The organism is Pseudomonas sp. HY7a-MNA-CIBAN-0227, assembly GCF_040310325.1.
In the GTDB taxonomy this organism is placed as follows: Bacteria; Pseudomonadota; Gammaproteobacteria; order Pseudomonadales; family Pseudomonadaceae; genus Aquipseudomonas.
Genome location: NZ_JBEOPT010000007.1, coordinates 156416 through 170181 on the forward strand (window position 1 = coordinate 156416; position 13766 = coordinate 170181).

13 protein-coding genes are annotated in these 13766 nt (G+C 61.0%); 9 read left to right on the forward strand and 4 right to left on the reverse strand.

The features are described from left to right. Window positions 1-4: 4 nt before the first annotated feature. Together AAEZ06_RS14235 and AAEZ06_RS14240 are read right to left on the reverse strand one after the other, a co-directional pair. Window positions 5-1201, reverse strand: coding sequence for an SfnB family sulfur acquisition oxidoreductase (locus tag AAEZ06_RS14235; protein WP_149412685.1), 1197 nt, complete (start codon window positions 1199-1201; stop codon window positions 5-7). A gap of 154 nt (window positions 1202-1355) precedes the next feature. Beyond that, window positions 1356-1919 (reverse strand): helix-turn-helix domain-containing protein, encoded by a 564-nt coding sequence (locus tag AAEZ06_RS14240; RefSeq protein ID WP_149412686.1) that lies wholly within the window; start codon window positions 1917-1919, stop codon window positions 1356-1358. 92 nt (window positions 1920-2011) lie between these two features. Here AAEZ06_RS14240 and AAEZ06_RS14245 point away from each other — a divergent pair, with 92 nt between their 5' ends. The 7 genes from AAEZ06_RS14245 to AAEZ06_RS14275 all read left to right on the forward strand — a co-directional run bounded on the left by AAEZ06_RS14245 (window position 2012) and on the right by AAEZ06_RS14275 (window position 9192). Next, window positions 2012-2941 (forward strand): DMT family transporter, encoded by a 930-nt coding sequence (locus AAEZ06_RS14245; RefSeq protein WP_149412687.1) that lies wholly within the window; start codon window positions 2012-2014, stop codon window positions 2939-2941. Between the two features lie 181 nt (window positions 2942-3122). Next, the gene (locus AAEZ06_RS14250) at window positions 3123-6044 is read left to right on the forward strand and encodes a monovalent cation/H+ antiporter subunit A (RefSeq protein ID WP_350614885.1); all 2922 of its coding nucleotides are present in this window, start codon (window positions 3123-3125) and stop codon (window positions 6042-6044) included. Next, window positions 6044-6388 carry a Na+/H+ antiporter subunit C gene (locus AAEZ06_RS14255; protein WP_149412689.1) on the forward strand — a complete coding sequence of 115 codons (345 nt, stop codon included), beginning with the start codon at window positions 6044-6046 and terminating at the stop codon, window positions 6386-6388. Before AAEZ06_RS14250 ends, AAEZ06_RS14255 begins: the two co-directional genes overlap by 1 nt. Then, a complete protein-coding gene (locus tag AAEZ06_RS14260; RefSeq protein WP_149412690.1) occupies window positions 6385-8067 on the forward strand; it encodes a monovalent cation/H+ antiporter subunit D in 1683 nt (560 codons plus the stop codon). Before AAEZ06_RS14255 ends, AAEZ06_RS14260 begins: the two co-directional genes overlap by 4 nt. Further along, a complete protein-coding gene (locus AAEZ06_RS14265) occupies window positions 8064-8552 on the forward strand; it encodes a Na+/H+ antiporter subunit E (RefSeq protein ID WP_149412691.1) in 489 nt (162 codons plus the stop codon). Before AAEZ06_RS14260 ends, AAEZ06_RS14265 begins: the two co-directional genes overlap by 4 nt. Continuing rightward, window positions 8549-8827, forward strand: a complete 279-nt coding sequence (locus AAEZ06_RS14270) for a K+/H+ antiporter subunit F (RefSeq protein ID WP_038846025.1) — start codon at window positions 8549-8551, stop codon at window positions 8825-8827. The genes AAEZ06_RS14265 and AAEZ06_RS14270 overlap by 4 nt, the downstream gene beginning before the upstream one ends. Next, complete coding sequence (locus AAEZ06_RS14275) at window positions 8824-9192, forward strand: Na+/H+ antiporter subunit G (RefSeq protein ID WP_350614888.1); 369 nt, start codon at window positions 8824-8826, stop codon at window positions 9190-9192. The genes AAEZ06_RS14270 and AAEZ06_RS14275 overlap by 4 nt, the downstream gene beginning before the upstream one ends. Window positions 9193-9521: 329 nt before the next feature. Here the strand turns inward: AAEZ06_RS14275 and AAEZ06_RS14280 are convergent, their stop codons facing one another. Continuing rightward, window positions 9522-9959 (reverse strand): DUF3995 domain-containing protein, encoded by a 438-nt coding sequence (locus AAEZ06_RS14280; RefSeq protein WP_149412694.1) that lies wholly within the window; start codon window positions 9957-9959, stop codon window positions 9522-9524. 93 nt (window positions 9960-10052) lie between these two features. On the opposite strand from AAEZ06_RS14280, the gene AAEZ06_RS14285 reads away from it, so the two are divergent. Further along, a complete protein-coding gene (locus AAEZ06_RS14285) occupies window positions 10053-10442 on the forward strand; it encodes a DUF2946 domain-containing protein (RefSeq protein ID WP_149412695.1) in 390 nt (129 codons plus the stop codon). A 93-nt stretch (window positions 10443-10535) separates the two neighbouring features. Continuing rightward, the gene (locus AAEZ06_RS14290; protein WP_350614891.1) at window positions 10536-12662 is read left to right on the forward strand and encodes a TonB-dependent receptor; all 2127 of its coding nucleotides are present in this window, start codon (window positions 10536-10538) and stop codon (window positions 12660-12662) included. Between the two features lie 45 nt (window positions 12663-12707). Here AAEZ06_RS14290 and AAEZ06_RS14295 read toward each other — a convergent pair whose 3' ends face one another. Further along, the gene (locus tag AAEZ06_RS14295; RefSeq protein ID WP_149412696.1) at window positions 12708-13724 is read right to left on the reverse strand and encodes an ABC transporter substrate-binding protein; all 1017 of its coding nucleotides are present in this window, start codon (window positions 13722-13724) and stop codon (window positions 12708-12710) included. Window positions 13725-13766 lie beyond the last annotated feature (42 nt).

Below are 13766 nucleotides of genomic sequence, written 5' to 3' on the forward strand. Positions count from 1 at the left end.
TTCCTCAGTTCCAGGCATGGCGCGCAGGCTTGACGCCGTTGAGCAGGAAATTGCCGATCAGGTGGTATTTCCAGCGCACCGGGTCATGCAGCGTATGGGTGCGGGCGTTACGCCAAAAGCGGTCGAGGTTGTGTTTACCCGATACCGAACGAGTGCCGGCCAGCTCGAACAGCTTGCTGCTGGCGAGCAAGGCCGTTTGCGCCGACAGCACTTTGGCCTGGGCGACGATCAACGAGGCGTTGGCCACGGTGTCTTCATTGGGTTCGGCCAGGGCGAGGTCTACCGCCTTACCGGCTTTGGCGAGGATGGCTTCGGTGCCATGGACCCGCCATTCCAGGTCGCCGATGGCAGCGATCGTAAACGGGTCTTGCCAGCCGTGTTCCTGCTGGCTGTCGATCCACGGTCGGGCCTGGCGGGCGTAATGCTTGGCTTGCTCTAGCGCGCCGACTGCGATGCCAGTGTCCACGGCGGCCTGGATGATTTGCGAGATCGGGCCGTTGGCGGTGGGTTGGTCGAAGGCCAGGTGAGCGGGAATTACCGCGCTCAGCGGCACCGTCACGCCGTCGAGGGTTACGCCGCCGCTGGCGGTGGTGCGCTGGCCGAAGCCGTCCCAACTGTCGACCACTGTCAGGCCTGGGGCGTCCCGTTCGATAAAGGCGATAAAGGCGTGGCCCTGCTCGTTGACGCCAACGGTCGGCACGATGTGGGCGAACAGGGCGCCGGTGCAGTAGAACTTCTCGCCGTCGATCTGCGCGCTGTCGCCGTCAAAGCGGATTTGCGTGTCGAAGGTCCCGGCGTTCTTGCTCTTGGCTTCAGAGAAGGCATTGCCGAAGCGATAGCCCTGCAACACCTTGGCGAAGTAATGCTGCTTCTGCGCCTCGCTGGCGGTTTGCAGAAGAATATCGACGACGCCCAGGTGGTTCTGCGGGATTTGCCCCAGGGAGGGATCGGCAACGGAGATCAACTTGATCACCTCGGCCACCGTTACATAGGACACCTCGGCGCCGCCGTAGGCTCTGGGAATGGTGATGCCCCACAGGCCGCTGGCGGAGAATTCGTCCAACTCCGCGACGGGCAGGCGCCGCTCGCGGTCGCGCACGCTGGCGTCAACAGCGAAGCGCTCGGCCAATGCCGTGGCGACAGCGATAGCCTCGGCGTCCGTGCGAATGATATGAGCAGGGTGTAGAGGTTGGGCTGACATGGGCCGACTCCAGGCTCCAGAGAGATACCGGAGCAATTGCAGGAGTCGTGCCTGAATTTAACTATCAATAAAATCAGTATGCTACATAACAAAAATAGAAATTGACGTAGCCTCAAACCAGCAAAGTGTCCAACCACTGTTGCCTCGTGAACAGTTAGATCACCACATTGCGCACAAACCGCGCCGCCACTTCACCGTCATTGCGATAGCTATGGGGCTGGTGGCTGGCGAACATGTAGAACTCTCCGGCGCTGATCTGATGTGCTTCCTCACCCAACATCAGGGTCAGACACCCCTCGAAGACAAACAGCTGCTCGCTCCAGCCTTCCAGGTCGGGATCGGGGCAATAGCGATCACCGGGTTCCAGGCGCCACTCCCACAGTTCGACTTCACGCCGGGCGGTGGCCTTGGCCAGCAACACGGCTTTGCTGCCGTCGATGTCCCCCGCCCACGCCAGTTCATTGATGCGGCTATGATCACGGGCGTCTGGGGCCTGGATCAGGTCGCTGAAGGCCACGTCCAAGGCTTCGGCGACGCGGTCCAGAGTAGACAGGCTGACGTTCTTTTCGCCGGCCTCAATGGCCACCAGCATCCGGCGACTGACGCCGGACTTTTCGGACAAAGCCGTCTGACTCAACTCGGCGGCGTGGCGCAGGCGACGAACGTTCTGGCTGACGTGCTGCAGGACCGAGGCTCGTTGCGGATTTTCTTTGTGCACTATATTGCTCACTCGGTTGAATTGCGCAGTATACTGCCCAGCTGCGGCGCATTGTGCGTTCCGCGCCCTTCCTGTGCAAGACCAGAGCCGCCATGACCTCCTCTACCTCCTCCCTGCGCGTTTCCCGTTTCAGCAAAGCCGAATGCGTGCTGGTGCTGATCACCATGTTTTGGGGCGGCACCTTTATCCTGGTGCAACATGCCATGACGGTGAGCGGCCCGATGTTTTTTGTCGGCCTGCGCTTTGCGGCGGCTACTGTGGCGGTGGGCCTGTTCTCGCTGCGCAGCCTGCGGGGCTTGACCCTGTTTGAACTGAAGGCCGGGGCCTTTATCGGTGTGGCGATCATGTTTGGCTATGGTTTGCAGACCATTGGCCTGCAGACGATTCTGAGCAGTCAGTCGGCGTTTATCACCGCGCTGTATGTGCCTTTCGTGCCACTGTTGCAATGGCTGGTATTGGGTCGCCGTCCGGGGTTGATGCCGAGTATTGGCATTATGCTGGCGTTCGCCGGGCTGATGCTGTTGACCGGCCCTGCGGGCGCGTCGCTGAATTTCAGCCCTGGTGAAATTGCCACTTTGATCGGGGCCATTGCGATTGCTGCCGAGATCATCCTGATCAGCGCCTATGCAGGCCAGGTGGATGTGCGCCGGGTCACGGTGGTGCAACTGGCCACCGCGTCGGTGTTGTCGTTCCTGATGGTGGTGCCCATGGGCGAAGCGCTGCCGGGGTTTTCCTGGTTGCTGCTGTTCAGCGCCGTGGGCCTGGGGCTGACCAGCGCAGTGATTCAGTTGGCAATGAACTGGGCACAAAAAAGCGTTTCGCCGACCCGGGCGACCTTGATTTATGCCGGTGAGCCGGTGTGGGCCGGCGTGGTGGGGCGGATTGCCGGCGAGCGGTTCCCTCCAATTGCCATGCTGGGGGCGGTGTTGATTGTGGCGGCAGTGATTGTCAGTGAAATGAAGAGGGGCAGCCAGAGGAGCGCCGATTCGGAAAAAGAGTTAGAGCAGGAAAACCAGGGTTGATGTCTTGAGCTGCAAGCTGCAAGCTCCAAGAAGTACGCGTACCGCTCTTATCATGCGCTTTGAGGCTTGCAGCTTGTAGCTGCCTTCTGCCCCTCTTGTAGGATTCTGCCACAGGTTGCCATTTGGTGATCCAGAATCCGGCACGTATGATGCATCCCAAACTCCCGCAGATTAGAAGCCTATGTCCCTGATAGTTCTACTGCTTCTGCCTTTTATCGGCAGCTGTCTAGCGGCCTTGCTGCCGCACAACGCACGTAACACTGAATCCCTGCTGGCCGGCCTTGTTGCCCTGGCCGCAACCGTACAAGTCGCCCTGCTCTACCCCCAGATCGCCGACGGAGGCGTGATTCGCGAAGAGTTCTTCTGGCTGCCCAGCCTGGGACTGAACTTCGTACTGCGCATGGACGGCTTTGCCTGGCTATTCTCGATGCTGGTGCTGGGCATCGGCGCCCTGGTTTCGCTGTACGCCCGCTATTACATGTCGCCGGACGACCCGGTGCCGCGTTTCTTCGCCTTCTTCCTGGCGTTTATGGGCGCCATGTTGGGCCTGGTGATTTCGGGCAACCTGATTCAGATCGTGTTTTTCTGGGAACTGACCGGCCTGTTCTCGTTCCTGTTGATCGGCTATTGGCATCACCGCTCCGATGCGCGCCGCGGTGCCTATATGGCGCTGATGGTGACCGGTGCGGGTGGTTTGTGCCTGCTGGCGGGGGTAATGCTGCTCGGCCATGTCGTCGGCAGCTACGACCTGGACCTGGTGCTGGCTGCCGGCGACCAGATTCGAGCCCATGCCCTGTACCCAACCCTGCTGGCGCTGATCCTGATCGGCGCCCTGAGTAAAAGCGCCCAATTCCCCTTCCACTTCTGGCTGCCCCACGCCATGGCGGCGCCCACACCGGTCTCGGCCTACCTGCACTCAGCAACGATGGTGAAGGCCGGCGTGTTCCTGTTGGCCCGACTGTGGCCGTCGCTGTCTGGCAGCGAAGAATGGTTCTGGATCGTCGGCGGCGCTGGCGCCATTACCCTCTTGCTCGGCGCCTATTGCGCGATGTTCCAGAACGACCTCAAAGGCCTGCTGGCCTACTCCACCATCAGCCACCTTGGCCTGATCACGCTCTTGCTGGGTCTCAACAGCCCGCTGGCAGCTGTCGCAGCGGTATTCCACATCCTCAACCACGCCACCTTCAAGGCGTCGCTGTTCATGGCTGCGGGCATCATTGACCACGAAAGCGGCACCCGTGATATCCGCAAACTCAGCGGCCTGATCCGCCTGATCCCGTTTACTGCCACGCTGGCCATGGTCGCCAGCGCCTCCATGGCCGGCGTGCCGCTGCTCAATGGTTTCCTGTCCAAGGAAATGTTCTTCGCCGAAACCGTATTTATCTCGTCGACCGCCTGGGTAGAGATCGCCCTGCCGGTGATCGCCACCATCGCCGGCACCTTCAGCGTTGCCTATGCCCTGCGTTTCACGGTGGATGTGTTCTTCGGACCAACCGCCACCAACTTGCCCCACACCCCGCACGAACCGCCTCGCTGGATGCGCGCGCCTGTGGAACTGCTGGTGTTCACCTGCCTGCTGGTAGGGATTTTCCCGGCCCAGGTGGTCGGTTCGATCCTCGCGGCGGCCGCACTTCCCGTGGTCGGCGGCGTGCTGCCTGAATACAGCCTGGCCGTCTGGCACGGCTGGAACGCGCCAATGATCATGAGCCTGGTGGCCATGTCCGGCGGCATCGTGCTCTACCTGCTGCTGCGTAAACAGCTCAAGCAAGGGCGCTTCAAGTACCCGCCGATCATCAGCTACTTCAACGGCAAGCGCATGTTCGAGCGCAGCCTGGTGGTGATGATGCGCGGCGTGCGCAAGATCGAAAAACGCATCAGCACCAAGCGCTTGCAGCCCCAATTGTTCCTGCTGGTGCTGGCCGCGGTGATCGCCGGATTGATCCCGATGCTCAACAGCGGCATCACTTGGGGCGACCGTCCGAAGATCCCTGGTTCCATCGTCTTCGTCACCCTGTGGTTGCTGGCGATCGCCTGCGCCCTGGGCGCCGCCTGGCAAGCCAAGTACCACCGGCTGGCGGCCCTGACCATGGTCAGCGTCTGCGGCCTGATGACCTGCGTCACCTTCGTCTGGTTCTCGGCGCCAGACCTGGCCCTGACCCAACTGGTGGTGGAAGTAGTGACCACCGTGCTGATTTTGCTGGGCCTGCGCTGGCTGCCCCGACGGATCGAAGAGGTCTCGCCGCTACCCGGCTCCTTGCGCAAGGCGCGCATCCGCCGCCTGCGGGACTTGCTGCTGTCCACCGTGGTCGGCGGCGGCATGGCGCTGTTGTCCTACGCGATGCTGACGCGCCAGACCCCCAACGATATTTCCTCGTTCTACCTCAGTCGCGCCCTGCCAGAAGGCGGCGGCACCAATGTGGTGAATGTGATGCTGGTGGACTTCCGAGGCTTCGACACCCTAGGGGAAATCACTGTGCTGGCGGCCGTGGCGCTGACGGTATACGCCCTGCTGCGCCGCTTCCGCCCCCCCAAAGAAAGCGTGCAATTGCCCGCGCAACAGCGCCAGTTGGCTCCGGACGTGGCGACCGATCTGGTCAACCCGCGCCAGGCCAGCGACACCGCCCTGGGCTTTATGATGGTGCCCGCGGTGCTAGTGCGCCTGCTGCTGCCGATTGCGGTGGTGGTGTCGTTCTACCTGTTCATGCGCGGCCACAACCAGCCGGGCGGCGGCTTTGTCGCCGGTCTGGTGATGTCGGTGGCATTTATCCTGCAATACATGGTGGCCGGTACCCAGTGGGTCGAGGCGCAGATGAGCCTGCGGCCGTTGCGCTGGATGGGCGTTGGCCTGTTATCGGCGACCTTGACCGGGCTTGGCGCGCTGGCGTTCGGTTATCCGTTCCTGACCACCCACACCCTGCACTTGAGCCTGCCGGTGCTGGGCGATATCCATATCGCCAGCGCGCTGTTCTTCGACGTTGGCGTGTACGCGGTAGTGGTCGGCTCGACGCTGTTGATGCTCACCGCCCTGGGTCACCAATCGGTACGTGCCCATAAACCCAGCAGCCAGGCGAAAGCCACTGCGACGCCAGGAGGAGCCGCCTGATGGAAGAAGTCATCGCAATTGCCATTGGGGTCCTGGCGGCCTCAGGCGTCTGGCTGATCCTGCGGCCACGGACCTTCCAGGTAGTAATGGGCCTGTGCCTGTTGTCCTACGGGGTCAACCTGTTCATTTTCAGCATGGGCAGCCTGTTTATCGGCAAGGAGCCGATCATCAAGAACGGCGTACCCCAAGACCTGCTCAACTACACCGACCCCCTGCCCCAGGCACTGGTGCTGACGGCGATTGTGATCAGCTTCGCCATGACCGCGCTGTTCCTGGTGGTCTTGCTGGCATCCAGGGGCCTGACCGGTACTGACCATGTGGACGGTCGGGAGCCTAAGGAATGAGCTGGATGAACCAATTGATCATCGCGCCGATCCTGCTGCCGTTGCTGACGGCAGCGCTGATGCTGATGCTCGGCGAGAAACACCGCCCCCTCAAGGCACGAATCAATCTGTTCTCCAGCATGATCGGCCTCGGCGTCTCGGTGCTTTTGCTGTACTGGACCCAGCAGGACGGCACCAGTTCTATCGGTGTGTACCTGCCGGCCAACTGGCAGGTGCCGTTCGGCATCGCGCTGGTGGTGGATCGGCTGTCAGCGCTGATGCTGGTGCTCACCGGGATCATCGGCGTTAGCGCCCTGCTGTTCGCCATGGCCCGCTGGGACCGCGCAGGCGCCAGCTTTCACGCGTTGTTCCAGATCCAGTTGATGGGCTTGTACGGTGCGTTTCTCACCGCCGACCTGTTCAACCTGTTCGTGTTCTTCGAGGTACTGCTGGCAGCGTCCTACGGCCTGATGCTCCATGGCTCCGGTCGGGCGCGGGTGTCGTCGGGGCTGCATTACATCGCGATCAACCTGTTGGCGTCGTCGCTGTTCCTCATCGGCGCGGCAATGATCTATGGTGTCACCGGCACCCTGAACATGGCTGACCTGGCGCTGAAAATCCCCCTGGTGCCCGAAACCGATCGCGGCCTGCTGCATGCCGGCGCAGCGATCCTGGCCACGGCGTTCCTGGCCAAGGCCGGAATGTGGCCGCTGAACTTCTGGCTGGCACCGGCCTACTCCGCGGCCAGCGCGCCGGTGGCCGCAATGTTTGCAATCATGACCAAGGTCGGCGTGTACACCGTGCTGCGCCTGTGGACCCTGCTGTTCTCTGGCCAGGCCGGCGCTTCGGCGTACTTTGGCGGCGACTGGCTGATCTACGGCGGCATGGCAACCATCATCTGCGCCGCCCTGGCAATGATCGCCGCGCAACGCCTGGAACGCATGGCCAGCCTGAGCATCCTGGTCTCGGCGGGCATCCTGTTGTCGGCGATAGGTTTTGCACAACCGGCGCTGACCGCGGGCGCACTGTTCTATCTGGTCAGCTCGACGCTGGCATTGAGCGCGCTATTTCTGCTGGCAGAGCTGATCGAACGTTCTCGCTCCGCCAACGAACTGCCCCTGGACGATGAGATCGAAGCGTTGCCTCGGACAGTCGAGTCCCTGCATCCGCCACGAGGCACCAACCTGGACGATGAACAGAAAGCCGTGGTCGGCCAGATGATCCCCTGGACTGTGGCTTTCCTCGGCCTGAGCTTTATTGCCTGCGCCCTGCTGATCATCGGCATGCCGCCGCTGTCGGGGTTCATCGGTAAACTCAGCCTGCTTAGCGCACTGATAAACCCACTGGGCCTGGGCAATGCCCCGGAAGAGCCGATCCGCCCGGCCGCCTGGGGCTTGGTCGCGCTGTTGATCTTCTCGGGGCTGGCCTCGCTGATAGCCTTCGCCCGGCTCGGCATCCAGCGCTTCTGGACCCCGGAAGAACGACCGTCACCGCTGCTGCGGCGCTTCGAGTGCGTGCCAATCTTCGTCCTGCTGGCCCTGTGCATCGGGCTGACCTTCAAGGCCGAAACGCTGATGCGTTATACCCAGGACACCGCCGCCAGCCTGAACAACCCCGAGCAGTACGTCATGGCCGTCATGGCCACCCGCCCGGTTCCGAGCCCAGAGGCCCGTGCCGCCGCGCTGGAGGTGCAGCAATGAAGCGTCTGTTTCCTGCCCCATGGCTGTCCTTGGCGCTGTGGTTATTGTGGTTAGTACTGAATCTGTCCATCAGCCCCGGCAACCTTCTGCTGGGGGCGATCCTGGGCTTTTGCGCACCGCTGATGATGGCGCCGTTGCGGCCGCTGCCGATCCGCATTCGCCGCCCTGGGGTGATCATCCGCTTGTTCTTCCTGGTGGGTCGCGATGTCGTGGTGTCCAACCTGCTGGTAGCCTGGGGCGTATTGACCTGCGGTTCGCGCCCTCCCCGGTCGCGCTTCATCAAAATCCCCCTCGACCTGCGGGACGCCAACGGCCTGGCGGCGCTGTCGATGATCACCACGGTGGTCCCCGGCACCATCTGGTCGGAACTGGCCCTGGACCGCAGCATTCTGCTGCTGCACGTGTTTGACCTGGATGACGAAGCGCAGTTTATCGAGCACTTCAAGCACGCCTACGAGCGGCCCTTGATGGAGATCTTCGAATGAGTGCCCTGCTCTCCAATGCGATCCTGCTCAGCCTGTTCCTGTTTTCCCTGGCGATGGTCCTGACCCTGGTACGCCTGTTCAAGGGCCCTTCGGCCCAGGACCGAGTGTTGGCGCTGGATTATCTGTACATCCTGGCGATGCTGATGATGCTGGTGCTGGGCATTCGCTATGCCAGTGACACTTACTTCGAGGCGGCGCTGCTGATTGCACTGTTTGGCTTTGTGGGTTCGTTTGCCCTGGCGAAATTCCTGCTGCGTGGCGAGGTGATTGAATGATCAATGTGGGCGCGCTGCCGCTGTGGGTCGAGATCCTGGTGGCGATCTTATTGGTACTCAGTAGTCTGTTTGCGCTAATTGGCGCAATTGGGCTGGTGCGGATGAAAGATTTTTTCCAGCGCATGCACCCGCCGGCGCTGGCTTCAACGCTGGGGGCCTGGTGTGTGGCGCTGGCCTCGATCATTTACTTTTCGGCGCTCAAGTCCGGGCCAGTGCTTCATGGCTGGTTGATTCCGATTTTGCTGTCGATCACGGTGCCGGTGACGACGCTGTTGCTGGCGCGTACAGCGTTGTTTCGCAAGAGGATGGCGGGGGATGATGTGCCAGCCGAGGTGAGTAGTCGCAGTTCTGAGAATGGGGGGTGATGGGCGGTTTTTTTGGTTTTACTGAGTATATATCCGTTATTTTAGTCAGGGCGGATTAGGGTTACGCCCTTACGGCGTGTCACTTTGCAAAAGCGGCAAAGTAACCAAAGCGCTCTTGCCCCACCACTTGGTGCCTCGCTTAGGCTCGGCATGCCCTCTCTCCGGCATCGTGGTTAACGGGGCGCCTTAGATCAAGATCAAAAGCAAAAGCACGGCGGCCTGGTAGCCGACCTGAGTGGTGAGAAACAAGAGCGGATCTACTGCCACCTGGAGCGAGCTTGCTCGCGATGGTCGTTAACTATAACGCGGGCTTCCTGGCTGTCAGCCCCCTAATTCCAAGCTACAACCAACAGCCCCACCCCCAACACCAAACACAGCGGCGAATAAAAAAACGTATCCAGGCGAGCAAACCGCGACCCACCTACCGTTTTGAAAAAACCTACTAACTCCGAATCGCCAATCGCCCGGGCAAACATGATCACGGCAACGCCACTGATCCCCCATTGCAAGGCCTTATGGCTGATCGGATCAAAATACAGCCCCGCCCGCAAACACACCAACACCGCAATCAACACCAGCCCGGCGGCCACCAACAACGCCCCCAGTGCAGTGAGTTTGAAGGCCGGACGCGGTCCCCTGGAGAACTCTGCGGGCAGCTGCGGTATAGCTGCCGCACTCCCCAGCTTGCCACCGGCCGCCCAGTACACATGCACCATACTGATAAAGGTAAAAATCCCGACAACCCACCGCGCAACGAAAAAGCTCATGGCTGGATATCCCCTAAAAAGTTCGAAATAGGATAGTCCTCCTGAGATTTTTTGTGGGTATTTCGTCGACAGCTGGTGATAAAGTGCCGCCCCATGAAACTCGCCCGTACCGACCGTTCACTCATTGCCTGGATGCTCTATTGCTGCGTCCTGTTCAATGTGTTCGCCTGCAGCATCGGCCATGGGCAAATGGTCGGCATGCAGCTAAATGGTATTGGCGGCCAATTCTGTACGGTCGACCCGCGCACCCAGTCGCCCGCGCCTGCAAGCTCCACCGATGAATCCCTGCCAACCCTGTCCAAGGCTTTTGGCTGCCCGCTGTGCTCCAGCGGCGGCATGGGCCCGGCGCTCAACTCCAGCCTCAATGTCGCAGTCATGCCGCAGCCTCAGGCCCCGCCGGCCGGGGTTGTTGCCAGCGCCGACAGCCCTTCCCGCTTTACCTGGCCTGCGGCTAATCCGCGCGCCCCGCCCGCCTTCGTCTGATTCTTCGCTTTTTGATCTGCACAGAACATGACCTCCCACCGGAGAGCGTGTCCTTGTGCGTTGCTTTCAAGCCAAGCTTTTCAGGATTTACCGATGAAACATTTACCTCTGTTGGCGAGCCTGTTCGGCTGCCTGCCTGTCAGCGCCTGGGCCATTGAACTGGCGTCCACCACCATTGATGGCGAACAAGCCGCCGAGCCGGGCCTGGCCCTGGATCAATCCAGCGGCATGGCTTCGCGCCTGGGATTGAGCGTGCGGGAAACCCCGGCCTCCATCAGCATTGCCAACCGCAACGATATCGAGCGCCGAGGCGCCAAGACCTTCCAGGACGCCGCCAATTCCCTGCCAGGCGTCAATGCCAGCGCACCGCCGGGGTTTGGCGGGTTTATCTCCTATCGGGGCTTCACCAGCAGCCAGATCACCCAGATGTTCAATGGCATCAACGTCGCCAGCGGCCTGGCGCGGCCGGTGGACGTGTGGATTTACGACCGGGTGGAACTGGTGGGGGGCCCCTCCTCGCTGATCAACGGTGCCGGCTCCGTGGGCGGTTCGCTGAACTATGTGACCAAACTGGCCACCCGCGAAGAACAGGTCGTCGAAGGCCGGATCAGCTATGGCAGCTATGACACCACTGGCCTGGCCCTGGGCCTCAATCACGCCCTCACCGAACCCGGCGCCGAGGTGCAGCACTACGCGCGCCTGGATGTAAGTCGCAACACCAACCACACCTACATCGACCGCCAGCAGCGCGACGCCTGGAGCGTGGCGTTTTCCCTGCTCAGCGACCTGACGCCCAACCTGTCCCACACCCTGGCCCTGGAATACCAGGACGAACACGAAGACAGCCCCTACTGGGGCACGCCGGTACTCAATCCCAAGGCCGGCGAGTTGAAGATCGACAAACACAACCGCTTCAACAACTACAACGTGGCGGACGGTCGCTACGAGCAACGGACAATCTGGGCGCGGTCGATCATCGACTACCGGATCAACGACAGCACCAGCCTGCGTAACACCCTTTATCACCTGGAAAGCCAGCGCGACTACCGCAACCTGGAGACGTACCAGTACAACGCCGATAACAGCGCGGTAAACCGCTCCACGGCGTATCAGGTGCGCCATCAGGGCGAACAGGACGGCAACCAGTTCGAGCTGCGCCATGAAGATACGTTCTTCGGCCTGGCGACCACCTGGTCCGGAGGTTTCGAGTACAAGGTCAACAGCACCACCAACAACCCGCTGAACGTGTCGGGCAAGAGCAGCGTGGACCCGAACAACTACGATCCAGGGCACTTCTACGACATTCCCGGCACCCGGCCCGGTTTTATCAAGGACAAGACCACCGAAGTGACCACCAAGGCGCTGTTCGTGGAAAACCGCCTGGGGCTGACCGACAAGTTGTCACTGCTGACTGGCCTGCGCTACGACGCCATTGACCTGGATGTCACCAATCATCGGGTGGCGACGACGACCAGCCCGCGGCACTTCAAGCGCCGCTGGGAACCCGTGACCGGCCGCATCGGCCTGACCTACCAGTTCATTCCATCGGCCAATGTCTACGTGCAATACAGCACCGCCGCCGAACAGCCGTCGACCACCACCCAGGTGTTCGACGTGTCTACCGGCAAGCAATGGGAAGTGGGCAGCAAGTTTGACTACCTCGACGGCCGGGGCTCCGCCACTGTTGCCGCCTACAAGATCGAGCGCAAGGACTTCGCCGTGACTGATCCGCAGGACTCGACCAACAGCATTGCGGTGGGCGCGCAGTCGTCCAAGGGTATCGAATTGGCCAGTTCCTTGCGGATTACTCCCAAGCTGTTGGCCGAGGGCAACTTCGCCTGGGTTGATGCCAAGTACGACGATTTCAATGAAAAAATCGCCAGCGGCGCAGTAGTGTCGCGCAAGGGCAATACGCCAACCAACGTGCCGAAGCGGGTGGGCAATGTGTGGCTGACCTATGACTTTGCACCGGATTGGCAAGGGGGGGTGGATGCGCGGTATGTGGCGTCGGTGTATGCCGACAATGCCAATACGATGACGATGCCGGCGTATACCTTGTTCGGGTCGTTTTTGACTTACAAAGTGGACCGGCACACCTCCGTGACTGGCCGGGTACGTAACCTGACCAATGAGGTGTATGCCCAGTTTGCTCATGTGTCGCCGGCGTATTACTTGGGGTCACCGAGGACATTTGAGGTAGCGGTGCAAACTCGATTCTAAAAAAAATAGAGATCGTTCCCACGCTGTGGGGACGATCTCTAGATGTCATTTCAGACTGGCCTCGACCTTCTGCGCCACATCCTCGGTCAACCAGGCTTTCCAGACCTCTGGGTGCGACTTGAGGAACGCCTGCGCCACTTCACGGGGCGGCGTGTGCCTCTCGCTCATCTCGGCCAGCGCCTTGTTCAGTGGTTCAATCGGAAAGTCGACCTTGGCGAAAAACTCGCAGATCTGCGGGTACTGCTGCTGGAACGGCGTCGACACACCAATGCTCAACTTGGATGCCAGAGAGCGAGTCGGTTTCGGATTGGGGTTATCGGCATCGGTCAGGGTCTTCCAGGCCTCGGCGTCAAACGGTGGCTCTTCCAGTTGGACCAGCTTGAAGCGCCCAATCAGCGGCGTGGGCGACCAGTAGTAAAACAGGATCGGCTTGCCGCGACGGATCGACGAGGCAATCTCGGCATCCAGCGCCGCGCCCGAACCACTGCGAAAGTTCACATAACTATCGTCCAGCCCATAGGCCTTGAGTTTCTGTTTGTTGACCACTTCCGAGGTCCAGCCGATGGGGCTATTGAGGAAACGGCCCTTGGTCGGTGCTTCCGGGTCCTTGAACACGTCCTTGTAGCGCGCCAGGTCCGTTACGCTGCGCAACTGCGGCGCCAGGGGTTTGATGCCCTTGGCCGGGTCACCCTTGACCACGTACTCCGGCACCCACCAGCCTTCGGTGGCACCTTTGACGGTGTCGCCCAGGCCGGCCACTTTGCCTTCAGCCTCGGCCTTGACCCACACCGGGCTACGTCCTGCCCATTCTTCACCGATCACCTGGATATCGTTTTTCGCCAGGGCGGTTTCCAGGGTAATAGTGGTGCCGGGCAAAGTATCGGTGGGCAAGTCATAGCCCTTTTCGACGATAAATCGCAGCACCTCAGTGATCAAGCTGCCACTTTCCCAGTTCAGGTCAGCAAAATGGATCGGCGCCTGGGAGGCCGACACCGGCAGCGACGCCACCGACAGGCTCAGAGTCGTCAGGGAAGCCGCCAACAGCGCTCGAATTGCTTTCATGCCTTTGCACCTCGTGTTTTACACAGCGATAGCGGATGGCTT